Source organism: Candidatus Paceibacterota bacterium, from assembly GCA_035452965.1.
Lineage (GTDB): Bacteria > Verrucomicrobiota > Verrucomicrobiia > Limisphaerales > UBA8199 > UBA8199.
Window position 1 is genome coordinate 136287 of the sequence record DAOTCE010000004.1, and the last position, 19708, is coordinate 155994.

12 protein-coding genes are annotated in these 19708 nt (G+C 64.8%); 7 read left to right on the forward strand and 5 right to left on the reverse strand.

The features are described from left to right. The first annotated feature begins 21 nt into the window (after window positions 1-21). The gene (locus P5205_05630; GenBank protein ID HSA09835.1) at window positions 22-1311 is read left to right on the forward strand and encodes a Gfo/Idh/MocA family oxidoreductase; all 1290 of its coding nucleotides are present in this window, start codon (window positions 22-24) and stop codon (window positions 1309-1311) included. 140 nt (window positions 1312-1451) lie between these two features. Beyond that, complete coding sequence (locus P5205_05635) at window positions 1452-3797, forward strand: cation-translocating P-type ATPase (protein ID HSA09836.1); 2346 nt, start codon at window positions 1452-1454, stop codon at window positions 3795-3797. Window positions 3798-3881: 84 nt separating this feature from the next. On the opposite strand, the gene P5205_05640 is transcribed toward P5205_05635, so the two are convergent. From P5205_05640 to P5205_05650, 3 genes are all read right to left on the reverse strand, one after another. Then, entirely contained in the window at window positions 3882-4322 is a 441-nt protein-coding gene (locus P5205_05640) for a hypothetical protein (GenBank protein HSA09837.1), read from the reverse strand. A gap of 71 nt (window positions 4323-4393) precedes the next feature. Continuing rightward, entirely contained in the window at window positions 4394-7213 is a 2820-nt protein-coding gene (locus P5205_05645) for a DNA/RNA non-specific endonuclease (protein ID HSA09838.1), read from the reverse strand. Between the two features lie 462 nt (window positions 7214-7675). Further along, window positions 7676-9739 carry a thioredoxin domain-containing protein gene (locus P5205_05650; GenBank protein ID HSA09839.1) on the reverse strand — a complete coding sequence of 688 codons (2064 nt, stop codon included), beginning with the start codon at window positions 9737-9739 and terminating at the stop codon, window positions 7676-7678. Window positions 9740-9826: 87 nt separating this feature from the next. On the opposite strand from P5205_05650, the gene P5205_05655 reads away from it, so the two are divergent. The 4 genes from P5205_05655 to tsaB are packed head-to-tail and all read left to right on the forward strand — an operon-like array spanning window position 9827 to window position 12767. Next, window positions 9827-10744 carry a CPBP family intramembrane metalloprotease gene (locus P5205_05655; GenBank protein ID HSA09840.1) on the forward strand — a complete coding sequence of 306 codons (918 nt, stop codon included), beginning with the start codon at window positions 9827-9829 and terminating at the stop codon, window positions 10742-10744. Continuing rightward, window positions 10741-11673: a thiamine-phosphate kinase gene (gene thiL / locus P5205_05660; GenBank protein ID HSA09841.1), complete on the forward strand. Its 933-nt coding sequence runs from the start codon at window positions 10741-10743 to the stop codon at window positions 11671-11673. Before P5205_05655 ends, thiL begins: the two co-directional genes overlap by 4 nt. Continuing rightward, window positions 11651-12121 carry a tRNA (adenosine(37)-N6)-threonylcarbamoyltransferase complex ATPase subunit type 1 TsaE gene (tsaE, locus tag P5205_05665; protein ID HSA09842.1) on the forward strand — a complete coding sequence of 157 codons (471 nt, stop codon included), beginning with the start codon at window positions 11651-11653 and terminating at the stop codon, window positions 12119-12121. Before thiL ends, tsaE begins: the two co-directional genes overlap by 23 nt. Continuing rightward, on the forward strand, window positions 12102-12767 hold the full coding sequence (tsaB, locus tag P5205_05670) for a tRNA (adenosine(37)-N6)-threonylcarbamoyltransferase complex dimerization subunit type 1 TsaB (GenBank protein HSA09843.1): 666 nt from the start codon (window positions 12102-12104) through the stop codon (window positions 12765-12767). The genes tsaE and tsaB overlap by 20 nt, the downstream gene beginning before the upstream one ends. Before the next feature lie 101 nt (window positions 12768-12868). Here tsaB and P5205_05675 read toward each other — a convergent pair whose 3' ends face one another. Further along, window positions 12869-14191 carry a hypothetical protein gene (locus tag P5205_05675; GenBank protein ID HSA09844.1) on the reverse strand — a complete coding sequence of 441 codons (1323 nt, stop codon included), beginning with the start codon at window positions 14189-14191 and terminating at the stop codon, window positions 12869-12871. Window positions 14192-14316: 125 nt separating this feature from the next. Here P5205_05675 and P5205_05680 point away from each other — a divergent pair, with 125 nt between their 5' ends. Continuing rightward, window positions 14317-15363, forward strand: coding sequence for an aldo/keto reductase (locus P5205_05680; protein ID HSA09845.1), 1047 nt, complete (start codon window positions 14317-14319; stop codon window positions 15361-15363). Between the two features lie 19 nt (window positions 15364-15382). Here P5205_05680 and P5205_05685 read toward each other — a convergent pair whose 3' ends face one another. Continuing rightward, complete coding sequence (locus P5205_05685) at window positions 15383-19462, reverse strand: immunoglobulin domain-containing protein (protein HSA09846.1); 4080 nt, start codon at window positions 19460-19462, stop codon at window positions 15383-15385. Window positions 19463-19708 lie beyond the last annotated feature (246 nt).

Consider the following 19708-nt stretch of genomic DNA (forward strand, 5'->3'; position numbering starts at 1 on the left):
CTGCCGACAGCGAATCATTTTATGGATCACTCGATATCACGGCGCACATTTCTTAAGACCAGCTTGCTGACGACCGGCGGGTTCTGGCTGGCGACAACCCCGGGCTTCGCCAGGAAGTTCTCCGCCAATGAGAAACTCAACCTGGGTGTGGTGGGCACCATCAACCGCGCCCGCGCCAATATCAACGGCGTGCAAAGCGAGAACATCGTCGCCATCTGCGACATTGACGACCAGTTGCTCGCCGCGGCGCAGGCCAAATTCCCCCGGGCCAGAACTTATACCGACTTCCGCCGGATGTTGGGCCAGCGGGACCTTGACGCCGTGGTCATCAGCACGCCCGACCACACGCACGCCGCGGCTACAATGGCAGCCCTGAAGTCCGGCCGCCATGTGTATTGCGAGAAGCCCCTGGCGCATGATGTGTTCGAGGTGCGCGCCGTCACGAACGAGGCGCGCAAGCGCAAGGTCGCCACGCAGATGGGCACGCAGATCCACGCCACGGCCAACTACCGGCGCGTGGTGGAACTGATCGAGGCCGGGACCATCGGGCTGGTCAGCGAGGTCCATGTGTGGTGCGAGCGAATCTGGGAGGGGCAAGGGCGGCCGGTGGAGACGCCGCCTGTTCCCGCGGGGCTTCATTGGGATTTGTGGCTCGGCCCGGCGCCGGCGCGGCCTTATCACCCGACCTACCATCCGAAGGGCTGGCGGCGCTGGTGGGATTTCGGCGGGGGCACACTGGGAGACATGGGCTGCCATTATATGGACCTGCCTTTCTGGGCGCTGAAGCTGCGCGCCCCGACGAAGATCGAGGCCGAAGGTCCGCCTCCACAGGCGGAGACGACGCCGGGCTGGCTGATTGTGCGCTACCAATTCCCCGCGCGCGGTCCGCTGCCTGGAACGCAGCTCACTTGGTACAACGGGGGGAAGCTGCCCAAGCTGATCGAGGAAGGGAAAGTGCCCGACTGGCAAGCCGGCGTGCTCTTCGTCGGCACCAAGGGAATGTTGCTGGCGGACTACAGCCGGCGACGGCTGCTGCCGGAGGCGGATTTCGCGGGATTCGCGCCGCCGGCTCCTTCCATCCCCGACTCGATCGGTCACCACGAAGAATGGATTGCCGCCTGCAAGGGAGGCGCCCCTGCGCTCTGCAATTTCAACTACAGCGGTCCGCTGACGGAAGCCGTCCTGCTGGGCAATGCCGCCTACCGCACCGGCCGGAGCCTGGAGTGGAATACGGCGGCGTGCAAAGTGACCAACACGCGGGAGGCCGACCCGTTCATCCGCCGCCGGTATCGCAAGGGCTGGAAGCTCTGACGGGGCGTGTCTCAAAGGCCGCGCACGCGCACCGGGCTGAAGCCGCGGTGGTAATGAGAAGCGGCCCTCGCCTTGCGAGCGAGCACCCGGCACGTTCTTACGGGCGTGGTTTGGCACATCCACGCAGCCTGGGTTAGACTGTGCCCGGACAACGAGCGATGCACAGCGACCAGACAACTGAGGTGATCGAGCAACCTGCGGGGCATTCCGCCTCGCCCTCGGCAACGGCGTTCGCCATCGGGGGCATGACGTGCCCGAACTGCGCGCGCCATGTCACTGAAGCCATCCAAGGCGTCTCCGGTGTGCGCGCTGCGACGGTGAACCTTGAAGGCGGCTCGGCGGCCGTGCGCTGGGCATCCGGTGCGCGGCAAGATATCGGGGCGGTCGTGCGGGCGGTGCAGGAAGCGGGCTATCAGGCCCGCGCAGTCGAGGGCCCGGCTCAGGACGCGGTTCGGCCCAAGCTGGGCGGGTGGGGCCTTAATCTGTGGGTGGGTGTCCTTGGCACCGCGCCCATGATGATCGGCGAGTGGGTTTTCGGTCTGGGCATGAGCGGCTGGTTTCAGTGGTTTTCCTTCCTCCTGGCCAGCGTCGTGCAAATCGTCGCCGGCGCGCCGTTCTATCGCGGCGCGTGGAGCCAGCTCAAGGCCGGCCGCTCCAACATGGACACGCTCGTGGCGCTGGGCTCGACCACCGCCTTCGCCTACAGCACCTGGGCGCTGCTCAGCCGTTCCAGCGGCCACCTCTTTTTCATGGAAGCCGCCGCCATCATCACGCTGATCAGCGTGGGGCATTGGCTGGAGTCGCGCGCAAGCGCGCGGGCGTCCGGCGCCTTGCGGCAGTTGCTGGATCTTGCGCCCGCCCTGGCGCGCCGGCGCGAGCCCGACGGCGCGGAGCACGAGGTTCCGGTGGCGCACTTGCGGGTGGCGGATCGGGTCGTCCTGCGGCCGGGCGACCGGGTGCCGACTGACGGCGAAGCGGAGGAAGGCAATTCGGCGGTGGATGAATCCATGCTGACCGGTGAATCCGTGCCAGTGGACAAGGCCGCCGGGAGCCGGCTTTACGCGGGCACGGCCAACCTCAACGGCCATCTGGTAATGCGCGTCACCGCGACCGGCGAGGAGACGGCCCTGGCGCACATCATTGCGGCCGTGCAGCGCGCACAGACCAGCCGCGCTCATATTCAGCGGCTGGGGGACCGGGTCAGCAGCGTGTTTGTGCCGCTGGTGGTGGTGGTGGCGCTCGCGGCCGGCCTTGCCTGGGGACTTGCGCCCGATTGGACCCGGCAGGTGCACGACGCACTGTCGCCGTTCCTCTGGCCGGCGCACCTGCCGGAAGGTCCGCTGGCCGCGGCGTTTATCATCGCCGCCGGCGTTCTGATCATCGCCTGCCCGTGCGCGATGGGACTGGCCACGCCGGTTGCCATCATGGCCGGTTCGAACGCGGCGGCGCAGCGCGGCATTCTCATCCGCGACGGCGTGGCGCTCGAAAAGGCCGGCCGGGTCACCGCGGTGCTTTTCGATAAGACGGGGACGCTGACGAAGGGCCAGCCGGAGGTGGTCAAGGTGTGGGAGAAAGGCGAGGTGCGCAGTCCGGGTTCTGAGGCTCGAGATTCCATCACGGCGCTGGCTGCCGCCCTGGCTGGCCACTCCTCGCATCCCATCAGCCAGGCCGTCGCGCGGCTTTCGCCGGGCGGACCGGCGTTGGCGGACTGGCGGGAGGTCCGCGGAGCCGGGGTCCAGGCCAATCTCAAACCCGGTCACCCGTCAGTCGTGGCCAATCAGGAGTCGGGCGGCACAGCCCGGCTCGGGTCTCTTCGCTGGCTAGGGGAGTCGGGTGTGGACCTGGCGCCGGGGGAAGGGTTCGTTCAGGAATGGGCTTCCCAAGGTGCTACGGTGGTGGGCCTGGCGGTGGAAGGCTCGTTGCAGGCCTTGTTCGCGGTGAAGGACGCTCTCAAATCCGGCGCCGCCGAAGTCATCCGCAAACTTGAGCGGCAAGGATTGCGGCTCTACCTGGTGACCGGCGACAATCCCCTGACCGCCGGGAGCATCGCCCGCCAGACCGGCATCCGGCCGGAGAATATCTTTGCCCAGGTGCGCCCCGAGCAAAAGGCGGAGCTGGTGAGGAAACTGCAGCAGCAGGGCGGGCGCGTGGCGTTTGTCGGCGATGGCATCAACGACGCGCCGGCACTCGAACAAGCCGACCTGGGAGTCGCGGTGAGCCGGGCCAGCGATGTGGCGCGGGAGGCGGCGGATATCATCCTGCTGAAGTCCGAAATCGAGGCGGTGCCCGAGAGCCTCGGACTGGCGCGGGCGACCCTGCGCACCATCAAACAGAACCTGTTCTGGGCGTTCTTCTACAACGCCATCGGCGTGCCGCTGGCGGCGCTTGGATTCCTGAGCCCCATCCTGTGCGCGGCGGCGATGGGATTGTCGGACCTGGTGGTCATTGGCAACGCCCTGCGCCTGCGGTGGTGGCGGTCGCCGTAGCAACGGTGCGCCGCGTGAGGGCACGCGGCCTGCAAGCAGCGCGGCCTCGGTGGCGGCCTCGCCAGCCAGCCAGTGGCGTTGCGGTTACTTGCGCGCCGGCGGGAGGAGGATATCACCGGCGCTGAGGGCCGATTCGTCCTTCCAGGAGTTGGTGCTGAGGTTGAGGATGGAGTAATTCGTCTTGAAGCGTTCGTAACCGGCACGCTCGAAGAGCAGGTCCACCGAGAACCAGCCTCCTCCCCCAAGCGGGCTCAACACACGCTCGGCCTCCAGCACGAACAAGCCGTCCCGGTCCGTGCGCACCTCTTTCCTGGCTTGCAGCGCCGCGCCGCCTTTGCCGGGTTCGGTGGTTCTGGGCTCCCCCGTTCGTTCATTCCGGATCACCTTCACGCCGGCCAGCGGCTGGAGGGTGTCCGCCGCCAACACGCGACCTGTCACCCGCGGAGAAACGCAGACCGAAAGCGGACGCGACTTGCAGCCGCCCACTGCCAGGACGGCCAGACCCAGCGCCAGAAGTTTCTTCATGGCCGAATAGTAGCAGCCTCGGCCAAGGGGACTCAAGAAGTCGTGGCCGCCGGCGTCAGGGTGTGCTCGGGCTATGGCCGCGAGACGCGCAGCCGGATGAAGGCGCGGTCGGAGGACGCCACCGGTGTGTTGTAATGCGCTTGGAGCAACGTCGCGGTGTTAATGTCAACGGTCGTTTCGTTGGTGCTCCATTGTCCCAGGAGGTCGGTTGCCACTTCCACATGGAAGCTGACGTCGGTGGCGTCAGGATTTCTGGGCACCGTCAGGCGCAGGTAGCCCGTGTCAATGTCGCCGACCACGGGGTTGACGGCCGGCGTGAGCGGGTCCAGGCCCAGGGCGTATTTGAGCAAGTTGGGCATGCCGTCGCTGGTGGCGATGGCGGTGTCGGCGGCTGCGCCGGCGTTGGCCGTGGTGCCGAACCAGTAGAGCCGCCAAAGCTCGACGGGGGCCAGGGCGATGATGGTGGTCGGATCGCTCGCCGTGTTGTTGGCGAGGTTGATTTCCCCTCCGCCCAGAACGGTAGCGGTGTTGGTGATGCTGGCCGGCGCGTTGGTCAGGACGTTTACGGTGACGGTGATCGGCGGGTAACTGGCGCCTGCGGGCAGCGCATCGGAACGGGAGCAGGTCAGGGTGCCGAAATCGGCGGACCAACCGCTCCCGCTGAGCGCGGTGGCGACCAGTCCGGCGGGCAACACGTTCGTCACCGTGACCGTGCCGACCGTGTCCCCGGCGCCGATGTTCGTGACGGTGATGCTGTAGCTGCGGCCGGTGTCGCCCTGTGTGAAACTGCCGGAATGCGATAAGCCTATGGCCAGGTCTGCAACCGGGGCAGCGGCCGGCAAAACGGTGCCTTGGACCGCGAAATCCGGGGCCGAGGAAACGTCCTTGTCGAAGATGTACCAGGTGCCGTTGCCGCTGGTGGCGCCCCAGTTGGCGATGCGGAAGGTAACATTGGTGCCGGCACCGACATTCTGGAGGTCGGGGAATGTGGACAGGTCGATCGGGCTCACGGAGTCGCCGGCGCTGCTGGTCGAGGGGTAGGACAGAACCGCGATGTTGGAATAGATGCCTGATCCGATCTGGTATTGGAGCAGCCCGTTGGTCGGACCGGTGCCGGAGTGACGGTAGTCGAACTTGCTGATGGAGGCAAAGGACAGGGTGTAGCCGGCATTGGCGGCGACGCTGAAGGTGGCGAAACGGTTGGAGGCTATCGCTGTTTCTGGCGAGGTGTTCGTCCAGGTGTTGCCGCCCCAGGCGCGGTTGGCAGCGCTCCCGTTCGTGCCAACGCTGGAACCGCGCGTCAAACCAATCAGCGTGAGGTTGCCGGCATTGGTGGTCGGCGCCATGGGCGAAGGCCCGAAGTTATTAGTGCCGTCGGGCAACCAGCTTACGTCCCAGCCAACCAGGGTCACGAGGCCGCCGCCGGTGCTGGCCGGGAGAATGGTGGTGGGATCGCTGGCGGTGTTGTTGGCGAAGTCGGTTTCGCCGCCGCCGGCGACGGTCGCCACGTTGGTCACGCTGGCGGGAGCGTTGGTGGCCACGTTGACGGTGAGGGTGATGGCCGGGTAGGTGGTGCCGGCGGGCAAACTGTCGGAGCGGGTGCAGGTCAGCGTGCCGAGGTCGGCACTCCAGCCAGTCCCGCCAATCGCCGTCCCGGTGAGGCCAGCCGGCAGGGTGGTCGTCACCGTGACGGAGCCGCTGGACGCGTCGGTGCCGGCGTTGGTGACGATGATGGTGTAGGTGGCGCCGATATCGCCCTGGGTGAAGTCTCCGGTGTGAGTGAGGGCGATGGCCAGATCCGGCTGGCCATTGGTGCCGACGATGAAGCTGCCGGGGCTGGCCGCCGTGCCGCCGAGGGTCGCGGCGATGATTGGGCCGGAGCTGGCACCGGCGGGAACCGTGGCGGTCAGGTTGGAGCTGGAGTTGATGGTGAAAGAGGCGCTAGTGCCGCCGAACGTTACGTTGGTGGTAAAGTTCAGGTTGGTGCCGGTGATGGTGACGCTGATGCCCACGTTGCCGCTGGTCGGCGCAAAGCCCGCGATCCCCGGCTCCGGAGGAGCCTGGCCATCCACCTTGCTCCGCAGCACGGCGGCGAGGTTGGGGGGCAGGGCGGTGAAGAAGGTGAAACCGGTTTCGGCTTCCAGCGCGCTGGCCGAGGTGACGAAGTTTGTCCACTTCATGGCGGCGACCGAGTTTGAGTTGGGAATCGTCACGGCGATGACCCGCGTGGAGTAGTTGATCCGATCCAGCGCAGTCCCGTCGCCCAGGGGAACCACGACGGCGATTTTCCACGTGTAGGCCGGCACGGCGACGTGGCCCGAGGCGATGGTGGCGCCGGTAAACCGGCTTGGGCCGCAGATGATCAGCATTTCGTTGTTGGTGCCCGCGATGGCGCGGCAGTCGCTCTCGAGCTGCGCCCACACGCCCGAGTTCTGGTCGCCCGCCTGCGGCATCATGTTCGACATCAGGAACACCATGTCGTTGTTGGTCCGGCTGTTGAGGCGGTCGGCCGAAGGGCACAGGTGGCCGCGGTCCCAGCCGGACCCGGCGTAGTCGTCATAAGCAACCTGGTAGAAATTGGGCGGCAGAGAAGTGTCGGTGAAATACCGGGTGGAGCGGGCCACGGCGTTGCTCGTGTCAGCCGAGGTGAAGTTCCAGCTCGCCCAGTTGGGCTGGCCCAGCATCGCGTTGTAATCCATGGCCTCGACCGGGCGCTGGATCAGGTAGTGGTTGTAATTGTTGGTGTCGGCGGTGGCGCCGCTGGGATTGCCAAGCTGCATTTGCAGGCTGGCGTCAATGATCGCGCCGGCGGGAAACACGGCGGACAGGAGGACCACCGCACCCGTGAGGATTGCCAGGAGCTTGCGCGGGAACGGTTTGTGGAAAAACATACCTGCCCGATGGGGGTTAATGCCTCGGGGGCCAAAGATGCCAGTTCTGGTTCTAGGTGCCACTACGCGTACAAGGTTAGTATTCTATACGATTCAGAAGCCGCGCTGACAAGCCCCGATTCGTCCAGACGCCGCGTGACCTCGGTGCGATCAGCCCGCGCCCGCCTCCGCCTTACGGCCGGGTCATCCACGCGTAGTCTTTCAGGCACAAGTGCTTGTGTCGCAATGAGTTATGGCGGTTTTCGAGCCGTTTGGGGGGTGAATTGCCATAAGTTCCGGGATTATAGAGGGTTGTGCCTGTGAACCTACGGTGTGGATACGGTGTGGATACGGTGCGTATACGGAGAGACTCCCTGGTGCGGCGGGGCCCTGCCCCGGCTATAGTCAAATAAAATCGCCTGGTCTCCAGCCGGGGGAGGGGGCGGAGGGCAGGGTGTTGTCGCCCGCTTCCAGGAGAGCGTGTCAGGCGGCGTGGTCGGGCTTCGCCAGCAGCGCCCTGACCTTGGCCGGGTCATTGGTCGGCGGCTGGCAGGCTGTGCCGGTGCAGAGGTAAACCACGGGGCTGTTTTTGGCCGGCAGTGTCCTGGCGAAAGGCTCGACGGGGCCGGTGTTGCCGAGCACGACTTTGTTGGGTTGATAGACCGAGTGAACCGCGCGCAGCAACGCGCGGGCCTTGGAGCTGGCGGGATTGCCGGCAACCAATGCCCGCCGGGGTTCGTGCAGCCAGAAATCGAGGGCCTGGAGAAGGCAGGGGACGGCCTGGGGGGCTTGCTGGAGGCGGCCGGCAAACAGGCGGAGGCTCTGCTCGGCGGCCCGGGTGAAATTCTTGCGACCGGTCATGTGGCCAAGTTTCAGCAAGGCCAGGACCGCCGCTGAGTTGCCGGAGGGCTCGGCGCCGTCGTAGGCCTCTTTGACGCGCAGAATGAGGTTTGGCGCGCCGGCGGGGCTTTGCCAGAACCCGCCGTTGGTGGTGTCGTAGAACCGGCTGAGCATGGCCTCGGCCAGGGCGATGGCGAATTCGAGGTGCGCCGGGTTGAGGCTGGTCTCGTAGAGTTCGATGACGCCCGCCAGCAGGAAGGCGTAACCCTGGAGCAATTGCACCTGGTCGCGCTCGCCTTCGCGCCAGCGGTGGTAGAGGGTGTGGGTTTCAGCGTCCCAAAGCCGGGCCTGGAGAAAGGCGAAGTTCTTCTCCGCGGCGGCACGGTAGTTCTGTTCGCCCAGGACCGCAGCCGCTCGCGCCATCGCGCCGAGCATCAGGCCGTTCCAGGAAGCCAGCACCTTGTCGTCGCGCTGCGGGCGCACGCGCCGGGAGCGGGCAGCCGACATTTTGCTTCTGGCCGTGGCGAGCAGGGCCTGGTCCGGTTTGGAAAGATCAGGCTCGACCACGCTCAAGACGTTCTGGCGCGGCAGGGGCTGGGGGTGGCTGTGGTCAATGAAGTTGCCCTGCTCAGTGATGCCGAAGTAGCGCGCCGCCACTCCGAATTCCCCGGGCGTGAGCAATTCTTCCAGCTCCCGGCGCGTCCAGCAGTAGAACTTGCCTTCGTGGCCCTCGCTGTCGGCGTCTTCGGCGGAGTAGAAGCCGCCGTCCGGATGGGTCATGTCCCGCAGCACGTAATCGAGAATATCCCGCGCCACGTCCGCATGACGGGCTTCCCCGCTGACCAGGTGCGCATCGAGATACAACTGCGCCAATTGCGCATTGTCGTAGAGCATTTTCTCGAAGTGCGGCACGAGCCAAGCGGCGTCCACCGAGTAACGGGCGAAGCCGCCGCCCAGTTGATCGTGGATGCCTCCCGCGGCCATGCGCTCGCAGGTGTGGAGCACCATGCGGGCTGCCTCGGCGTCATGGAAACGCCGGGCGTAGCGCAGCAGGAATTGCGGCTGGCCGGGCTGGGGGAACTTGGGCGCGCCGCCGAAGCCGCCATGGGACGCGTCGTAGGATTGCTTGAGGAGGGCGCCCGCCTCGCGCAGGACGTCGGCGGTCAAGACCAGGGCGGTTGGGGCTTCGTGGCCGCCGCCCAGTTGTTCGAGGCGGGAGTGGATGTCCGCGGCGGAGTTGGCCAGCTCGGCGCGGCGAGTCTGCCAGAGTTCCTGGATTTGCCGCAGGAGCTGCAGGAAGCCTGGCCGGCCCTGACGGGCGTCGGGCGGGAAGTAAGTGCCGCCGTAAAAGGGCTTCAGCTCGGGGGTCAGGAAGACGTTCAGCGGCCAGCCGCCTTGGCCGGTCGTCGCCTGGACGAAGGTCATGTAGATCTTGTCCACGTCGGGCCTTTCTTCGCGGTCCACCTTGATGCTGACGAAATGGGCGTTGAGGAATGCGGCGACCTCCGGGTTCTCGAATGACTCGCGTTCCATGACGTGGCACCAATGACAGGTGGAGTAGCCGATGCTCAGGAAGATCGGCTGGTTTTGCTGGCGCGCCCTGGCGAAGGCTTCTTCGCCCCACGCATACCAGTCCACCGGGTTGTGCTGGTGCTGGAGCAGGTAGGGGGATTTCTCGCGCGCTAGCCGGTTGGGGCCTTTGCTCATGGAAACCACCATAGCCTGCATCGTCGGCGAAAGCAAAAGGCCGCTTTTTGCATCGTCACTTGCGGATGGGTGGGATAGCTTGGCTGCATGCTATCGGCCAAGCCCTGGAAGGTGGATACCTTCATCCGTTTGGTGTTAAGCGTCATGGTCTGCGCTTACGCCGGCTCGCTGTTGGTCAGCGCGCAGCACTACGCGAGCGCCGGGGCAAAAGTCAGCTCGAAATTCTTCTTTCCCCTGGCCGCGGTGGCGCTGATCTGCCTGGCGGTGATACTGGTCCTGGCGAGCAAGCCGTGGCCGCCGGAGGCGTATGTGCGGCGGCTGGTGACACTGATGGTGTGTGCCAATGGCGGATTGCTGGTGGGGGCATGGGTGCAGCGGTTTTCGGGGGTGGAGGCCGCCGGCACTTCGATCGGGCGGATGCTGGTGGCCACGCTGAGTTTTCAGGGCGCCGGGCTGGTTTTGATTGGACGATTCCTGCGGGAGCAGCAGACCGGTTGGGCGGAGGCGTTCGGATTTGCGAACCGGCGACGCCGGGCGCTGCTGCTGGGCGTGCTCGCGGCGCTGGTCTTCCTGCCGGTCAGCTGGGGGTTGCAGCAGGCTTCCGCGCTGGTCATGACGCACCTGCCGCACTTCAGGCTGGAACCCCAGGAACAACTGCCCGTGCAGGCGCTGCGCGTCTCGCTGTCCTGGGGAGGGAAGCTGGCGCTGGGCGCGACCGCGGTGCTGCTGGCGCCGGTGGCGGAGGAGATGATGTTCCGCGGCATACTGTATCCGATGGTCAAGCACCTGGGGTTTCCGCGGCTGGCGCTGTGGGGCACCTCGTTGCTGTTTGCGGCGGTGCACCTGAATGTGGCCACGTTTGTGCCGCTGATGGTCCTGGCCCTGGTGCTGACGGCGCTGTACGAGCGCACCGACAATCTCCTGGCCCCGATTGCGGCGCATGTCTTGTTCAACGCACTGAACTTCGGGACGTTATTGCTCCAGCAACGCTACGGAGGCGGATGAACGAGTTTGAGCTGATTCGCCTCCTCACCCGCACGCTGCCGACCAACTCCGCCGTGGTGGTGGGTGCCGGTGACGACTGCGCCGTGCTGGACGCCGGCGTACCGGACCGGCTGTTGCTCTTCAAGGCGGATGCCGTCGTGGAAGGCATTCACTTCACGGCCGACGCCGCGCCGGAGCAGATCGGCCATAAGGCGCTGGGCCGGTGCCTGAGCGACATTGCGGCCATGGCCGGCACGCCCTGCGCGGCGCTGGTGACAATTGGCCTGCCGCGCGAGTTCAAGCCCGAGCGGGTCGAAGCGATTTACTCCGGCCTGAACGCGCTGGCGCGCCGGCACGGTGTGGCCATCGTGGGGGGGGAGACGACCGTCAACCCCGGCGGCATCTTCATTTCGGTCGCCTTGCTCGGCTGGGTGCCCCGCGGGAAAGGGGTGTTGCGGTCCGGCGCCGAGGCGGGCGATGCGATCTTTGTCACCGGCGAACTGGGCGGGTCGCTGGCGGGCAAGCATCTCACGTTCGAGCCGCGGCTCGCGGAGGCGCAGTGGCTGGCGCAGCACTTCTCGCTGCATGCCATGCTGGACATCAGCGACGGCCTGGCGGGCGACCTGCGCCATATCCTGACCGCCAGCCGGGTGGGAGCGGAGTTGCTCGCAAGCGCCATTCCCATCAGCCGGCAGGCGCGCCTGGCGGCGCGCGCGCACGCGACCTCCAAGCCCGCCTTGCTGGCGGCACTGACTGACGGGGAGGATTTTGAACTGCTGTTTACGGTCGCCAGCCGCGATGCCGTGCCGCTCCTGGACGAGTGGCGAAAGCACTTCCCGAAGCTGCCGCTCACTTGCATTGGCAAGATCAAGGCGGGCGAGGGAATTACCATCCGGGACAAGGACGGCGTGCGCCCATTCACCGGCCATGGCTACGCTCATTTCGCATAATCCCGCCGAAACGATCGCGCATGGAGAGCAATGGGGCCGCGCGGCAGAAAGCGGGCTGGTCATTGGCCTGACGGGCGACCTGGGCGCGGGCAAAACGCAATGGGTCAAGGGACTCGCGCGCGGGCTGGGTATCACGGCGCGCGTGCACTCGCCCACGTTTGCCCTCGTGAACATTTACTCCGGCGGCCGGCTGACCTTGAACCACGTGGATTTGTATCGGCTGGACACGCCAGAGCAAATCGCCGCCGCCGGCCTTGAGGCGTACCTGGGTCCGGCGGGCGTGACGGTCATTGAGTGGGCGGAACGATGGCTTGGGGAGGCCCCGAGTCCAACGTCGCCCATCCCCAGCCGCCAATCAGCGATTCCCGATTGCCTTTTCCGCTGGGTGCGGATTGAGGTGCTCGGCGAGACGGAGCGGCGCATCAGTTATGACGATTCTTGCTCTTGAGTTTTCCTCGCCCCAGAGGAGCGTGGCGGTATTGCACGGACGAACGGATGCCGAGCCGCTGGCAGTGGGCGAGGCGGTCGAAACCGATGCTCGCTCGACGAATGCGCTGGGTCTGGTGGCTGAAGCGCTGCGGCAGGCGCAACTTGAGCGTGAACAAGTGGACTGCCTGGCGGTCGGCCTGGGGCCGGGCTCTTACAATGGGATCCGCCTGGCCATCGCGCTCGCGCAAGGCTGGCAATTGGCCCGCCCCGTGAAGCTCCTGGGCATCAGCAGCGCCGAATGCCTCGCGGCGCAAGCCCAGTCCGAGGGAATTTTCGGGCACCTCCAGGTTGTAATTGATGCGCAGCGCAATGAGTTCTATCTGGCCGGCTACGACCTGAGCGCGAAGTCGCGGCGCGAGGTTGAGCCATTACGGCTGGCCAGCTTTGCGGAGGTGCAATCCCGCCAGCGAGCCGGCGGCAACCTGATCGGACCGGAAGTGACCCGGTGGTTTCCGGGCAGCCGCGTTTGTTTTCCCCGCGCCACGACTTTGGGACGGCTGGCGCAGGGGCAAAGCGACTTTGTTCCCGGCGAAAAGCTGGAGCCGATCTACCTGCGTGAAACCCGCTTCGTCAAAGCCCCACCGACGCGGATTTCGCTCCCATAAAGGTCGCGCCGGTGTTGCGCCGGGAAGAGCGTAAGCATTGCCGCCAGGGCCGAGAGAGCCCGCGACGGTTGGATATGGCTTTCAGGCCAGTCGTCGCGTCGTCAGTCGGCGCGGACGCGGTAGAACCGCGTGTCGCCCGAAGGCGCATCCACCACTGAAATGCCAGTTCCCGTTCCGTTGGTGGCGCCGCCCAGGTTGGTCCAGCCCGCATTCGACATCGAAGTCCGGAATTGCGGTTGGTACAGGAAGCCTTCGGCCGACGGCCAGGTGAGCGTGGGCTGGCCGGCTGGAGCGGTGAGGTTCAAGGAGAAGGGAACCAGCGTATGTGTCGAAATGCTAAACGCCATGAGGCCATTGTTGGACTCGAACGCGAAGACTTTGTCCGGGCTGAACGCGACGGCGCCGGTGAGGTTGCCGTTGGAATTGGTGCCGGGAAAGGGGATTGTGGCGCCCTGCTGAATGAGGCCACTGCTCGTTAGTCGAAACAACCGGAACTCGTGCGCAATCCCGCGCACGACGCCAAGGAGGTTGCGGCTGACATCGAAATTGAGCGGGCCGCCCGGAATGCCCAGATAGCTCTGGATGAGCGCGGCGGTGCCGGCGCCCACGTTGTAGCTGAAATGCTGCAACGGTTGATCGGTGAGCGAGCCGTTCTCCACCTTCGTCCAGAATGTATTGGACGGACCAAACGCGATGGTCACCATGGCGCTTATCCCCTGCAACTCGGGCGCATCCAGTTTCTGGTGCTGGAAACTGAAACCGTCCGAGGTGCTGAACCGCGCCACCACCTTGCCGACGCGCGTGCCGGCCAGCAGTTCCGTGTTCGCGCCGCTGCCGCGCACGGCCAGGCTGTCGCCGAAACGGCGGTGGTGGATGTTTGTGTCCGTATCGCTCGGGTCGCCCTCATACGCCACCGTCGGCGCCGCGCTCTCATTGGCCCAGCGGTACAGGCGGAAGGGGCCGTTGTTGCCCGTGGGGGCGTTGGTGGAATCCACCGTCAAATTGCACGCGTAAATCACGCCATCCGAGGCGACCGCGACGACGTTGAGCGGGAAGTTGAGTTCCCCCAGGTGCACACCATTGGTATCGAGTTGGCCGAGGAGCGCACCGTTGTTGCTGTCGAGAATGTAGATCGCGGCGTTGGTGGCCGGATAGCGGCTCACGGTCAGCAGGTGGCCGGTGACGGGATTGCCGGCAATGCTCCTCTGGGTGTGGTTGGTGCTGGACCAAACATAAGCCGTGTCCGGGGCGGTGCTCCACAATGGAGTCAGGCTAAACGACTGGGCTGCCTGCGCACTTGGCGCAGCCGACCCCGCCAGCAAGGCGAGCACCAGCGCCCAGGGAACCGTCAGCAGGCGCACACCCGTTGCGGAAGCGTTTCCAGGCACGTGGTTGGCACGGAGTTGTTGGGTGAGTTGATTCATGCCGACAGCCTGTGCCATCCGGCCATGCGGTTCAAGCTTCTCCTGCCCCCCCCTTCGTTCGAGTTTGCGCCAGAGCCCGGAAGGGTGGAGAGTATGCGCATTAACGCAGAATCAGCCAAGTGACTATGAAACGAAGAGTGTTCCTCAAGACCATCGGCGGTGCCGCTGGCGCCGCGGCGCTGGGCGGGCCAAGGATTTTCGTGAGCGCGAAGCCGGCGCCGAAGGCCGGCCAGCTACAACGCCGACCCCTCGGCCGGACCGGCATGAAGGTCTCGGTGGTGGGGTTCCCCGGCCTGGTGCTTGCCAAGCACGACCAGGAGCAATGCACCGCCGCGCTCCATAGTGCCTTCGAGCGCGGCGTGAATTTCTTCGATGTCGCTCCCGCTTACGGATCGGGCGATGCGGAGATCAAAATGGGGATTGGCCTGCAAGGGCTGGCCCGCCGCAAGTATTATCTTGCGTGCAAAACCAAGAAAAGGGATAAGGCAGGCGCGCAAACGGAGTTGGATCGGTCCTTGCAACGGCTCAAGACGGATTATTTCGACCTCTACCAACTGCACCACCTGGTGCGGCCGGCGGAAGTCACCGATGCCCTTGGGAACGACGGGGCGCTGGAGGTCGCGCTGAAGGCCAAGCAGGCGGGCAAGATCAGGTTCATCGGCTTCTCGGCGCATACGACCAAGAGCGCGGTGCAAGCGTTGAAAGCGTTCAAGTTCGATACCGTGATGTTCCCCATCAACTTCGTGGAATACTATCTGCGGGATTTCGGCAAAGATGTGCTGGCCCTGGCCAACGAGCAGGGGACCGGGGTGATATCCATCAAACCGATTTCCTGGGGCCGGTGGCCCAAGGAAGGCCAGCGAACGCGCGAATGGTGGTATAACTCGGTCGAGGAGCCGCGCCAGGTTGAGCTGGCGATGCGCTTCGTCCTGTCGCAGAAAGGCGTGGCGACCGCGCTGCCGACTTCCTTCCTGGAATTGTTCGACAAGACCATCGAGGCGGCGCGAAAGTTCACGCCCCTGGACGGCGAAGTGGAGGCCGAGTTGAAACAAATGGCCGCCAACCGCGAATCAATCTTCCTGGCCGAGGAACAGCAGGTGGCGCTAAACCTGAACCACTGGACTCCAGTATACCCGGACAGTCCTTATGAGGCTGGCAGCCTTATGGGCTGAGCCAGGGCGCCCGGCTTCCTTACGGTCCTTGCGGTCCTGATTTCGCCCGGTAGAACCGCTGCGGCGCGTTCGTGCTCGAATCGCCGGTGAACTCAATCGTATCGGTCACAATGGTCAAATTCGTGAACGTGGACCATTGGCTCAGGTTGGCACTGGTTTCGATCTCATAGCTCCCAGGCTCGCCGCTCAGGACGAATCGAACCCGGCCGTCAGGCAGCACACTGACGACGTCGAACTTCGACGGCAGCGGCAGGCTGACGGTCAGGAGGGCATCGGCACTCGTGACCAGGCCGCCCGCGTTGGCCACCGCCACACAGTAAACACCCCCGGTTTGCACGTTCGCGCGCGAGTAACTGCTGGCGGTGGCACCCGGGATCGGCGTGCCATCCAACCGCCATTGATAACTGGGCGCAGGAACGCCACCAGCCACGACGCCGAACGTCACAGTGGACCCCGCCTTCACCATCTGGCTTTGCGGCTGGCTGGTGATGTAAGGCGGCGCGTTGGAGGTCAGGCGCTCGACGCGCACATTGTCAAAAACGCCGAAGCTCAAATTCGTGTTATCCGAGAGCGAAGCATAATAGTCCCAATACCCGAGCGAAATATTGCTTCCCGGCAAAGCCGCGCTACTAACGGTCGCGATTCGCAGGCCATCAATCGCCCATTCCACAGTCGTTCCCTGCTTGGTAATCATGACGTCGCGCCAGGCGAATCCGATGCTACCCACTTCGAGCGCGCCGGTTTGGGACTGAGCGCTCGGGGCGGTTTGGCCGCCGGGGAATGCCGCCGCGTAATACGAGTTCAGGTTGCCGCGCGCGTTCGAGGCCGTCCCGGCCGCATACACACCCGTAGCGACTCCTTGGATCGCTGTCCCGCTGAAAGCACAAAAATCGGCTATGCCGGTTGTATCCCCGGCTTGTCCTTCACCGTCCGCGGCGAACCAGGTTCCGTCCGCCGTGGTGCCCGAGCCCGTCCAGAGCACGCTGGTCCCGGCGGTGCCAACGCCGGCGGTGCCATGCTGGGTGGAGCCGGTCCCGCCGGCAGGGAATGGTCCATTGGCGTTCATCCACAGGTTGAACCGCAGGCGGTAGTTCCCCGAGAAACTCCGTCCCACGGGTGAGAGGCTCAGCGCCGCGGCAACGCCGTTCGCCATGTTGGCCTCGCACTTGAGGCCGCGGGTGGTGCCGCCCGCGCCAGGGGCTGACGGAATGCCCAGCGCGCCATAGTTCCAATTGAACGTCACCCGCGTATCTGCCGAAGATCGGTTTAGCGTCCAGTTGCCCGCCGTGCTGACGTCGAAGTTGTCCGAGTACAACACCTCCGGATACAAGTAGATCACCAGCGTCGCGACCTGACTGGTGGCCATGCCGAAGGCGTTGGAGACCACGACATCGTAATTGCCCGAATGCGACGTTTGTGCCGGGGACCGCGTCAACACGCTGGTGGTCGCCCCGGCCACATTCTCGCCATTAAACCGCCATTGATAACTGACGGGCTGAGTCCCGGTGGCGGTGACCGTGAGGGTGGCATTCGAGCCCTGGTAAGCCGTTCCGTTTGCCGGAGGAGTGATGATCGCCGCGGCTACGTTGGTGGCCAGTGGCAGCATTAAGAACGTCAGGATGTCCGACATGTACTGGTTTCGCCGGGTGCTGCTGGTGATCGTCTCGAAGGGGAATCCGAAGAACACCACGCGGCCCCCGCCCGCGGAACCGTCGTATTGCACCGCGGCCGCTGAGCCGCCCGAATAATTCAGCGCGGGCGCCGTCCCGGGCCCGTAAGCCGCGACCACATCCGGGCTTTGCACCCAGTATATGCCGCCAGAGCCATCATCAATCGTGGAACTGGCGCGGCCCGCAAAGACTGCGCCCGCCACAGAAACGGCCGTGTAAATTGCCGAGTTGTCATTGGCGAATGCCACGCGAAGCTGCTCGTGCAGGAAATTACGATCGGCGGTGGTCGGCCCCGAGACACGGTCCAGGTCGTAAGCAATGTTGGCGCCCGAAGCAAACAACCTTCCCCCGCCGGCCAGGTACGCGCTGACCCTGGATTGCTCGGCGCTGCTGAAAGTCTCCCCGGCGACAGTCTCGTTCCCGCAGGCCCAAATCACAACATTGTAGTTCGACAGTTGAACTAGATTGCTTGTGATCGCCTCGTTCTGGCAGGAATCAAAGGCCATCCCGTGAGCGCTGATGGCTTTCCCATGCGGCACGACGTAATCGAAGGCGTTGACGCGGCGCGGCCAGACCCGCTCGATCGCTCCGCTGCCGTCCGGGGGGCCGTAGTTTCGCGCGCCAATGTTCATGCGCAAATTCGTTGTGCGATCGAACCGGTCGAACCCGTTCACCACCAGCACCCGCGGCGCGTCGCTCGTGGCCGGGGTCCGGCAGCCCACTACTTCCGAAGGCAGCGACTCGCCGCCCGCATTCGCCGCCGTGATCCTGAAGTAATAATCTGTCCCCGCTGCCAGACCCGACACGGTGTAGCTCGTTACATTGCCGACCGAGACGGGATGGCCGAAGCCATAACCATTGGTGGAACGATAAATGACGTAATTGGTGGGTGCCTGGCTGCCGCCCACGCTCGGCGGGACGGCCCATCGCAGTGTGATATCGCCATTGGTGGAACCGAGCGCGCGCGGGTTGGTGGGCGGCTCGGGCAGAAACGCCAGCGGTCCCGAACCATACGTGTCCATGTATTTGACCACCCCGTGCATTGCCGCTTTGCCGACCGCCGCCCGCGCTTTCGCATCCTTCAGCAGCGCGACATCCGTTTCGTCGTCATGGTATGCGACCTCGATGATCGTCGCCGGCATCTCGTAGTCGAACAAGCGGCCGTCAATTTCCGAGTAGCCCCCGGAGTAGGTGACGGTGGTGTTGTTGTGCCAGGGAAACTCCAGCGGCGGCGATCCGAGTGCCACAAGATCATTGTTGACTTCCGCGCCGCAAATCTGCGCCAGTTCCGCCTGGTTGGGCGTAGGGTCGCCGGTGATCAGGGCAACCGTCCCGCGCCCGCCCCCCGCATTCGAATGGAAGCTAATGTGTATGCGGTCATTCACGGTCCCGGATTCCGCACGGTTCATCTCCGCGGAGATCTGGGGCGGGGTGGACCAGCTATCCCTCTGATCGTCGGAGCCCGAATCGTAAATGGAAGTCGGCATCCCCACGCCCAGGCCCGCCTCCACCCAGTAGCGGCAGTTTTCCTCTTCCCGCGGGTAGTTCGAGATACCGCCTCCGCGGTTGATACTGCCCATGCCGTTCCCGAACCGGATCGCGTCGGCGATGACAACGCTGCCATTGGTCGAGGACCGCAGGTTGCTCACAATGACCGCCCCCACCGCCGCGTTGGCGCCGGCGTTGAAGTAGTATTCCCCCAGGTACACCCACCCGTTGCCAACCCGGTAATGGGGAATGCGTACCTGGGATTCGCCACCGGTATGAATAATCCGATACAACTGGTCGCCTCGATTGCCCCCGTGAGATGCCCAGCAATACACGGGGTAGTAGCCCGCCGCCGGGATGGTCGGCGTGTATGTCGCTGTCGCCGTCTCCGTGTCTGACAAATTCGCGTACCGGTATGCCACGTCCCCGGTGGTGCCGTAGAAGTAATTGGTGGCCAAACTGTTGAACCAGGTGCCGGCAAAAGCCACTGAGGTGGCATCATTATCGAGCACGACCTCGTTGTTCTGGTAACCCAACGGCCGGCAGGGAATTACCACCGCTCCCGCGTTGAAGCAGTAGGTGGCGAACATGTTCAACTGGTCAATATTCCCGTAATCCTCGTTCATCTCCAACAGCTCGGGGCGGAGCAAGACCCAAGACGACAAATACGTCCAGCCGTGCCCGCAGTTCATAAACACCAATTTGCCCGAAAGCGCGCCGGCCGGCTGGCGCGCCGCCGGGGCGATGGGGCCGTAGGACGGTGCCGCTATGGGTTTGCCCGGGTCTTGCGGCGGGACATCAATGCTCGACCAATCGGGCGATGGCGGCAGTTTGGGTATCAGAGATTCATCCACCATTCGGTCTTCCATGCCGGACAGGGCACAGCAGGCGATAGCGAGGAAGCAGGCGGGGAGGACGGCGCGAAGGAAACGACTAGACATCACCCTATCATGCGGATTTCCGGCCAAATGACAACCATTAATTCCGGTCATCCTTATCCACCTCAATCCTAAGCGAAGGCACGGCGGTTTTGCCGCAAACCGCCGTCCCCCGGCGCTCTCGGCGAGAACGCCCTACCTTTCCAGTTGACAACCTTTGCCCTCCCGCACACCCTCGCCTACAATATGCAACATGACTGGGAGTTGATTCCTGGTTTGGGGTTCAGTGAGAAACGGAATTGCACATTT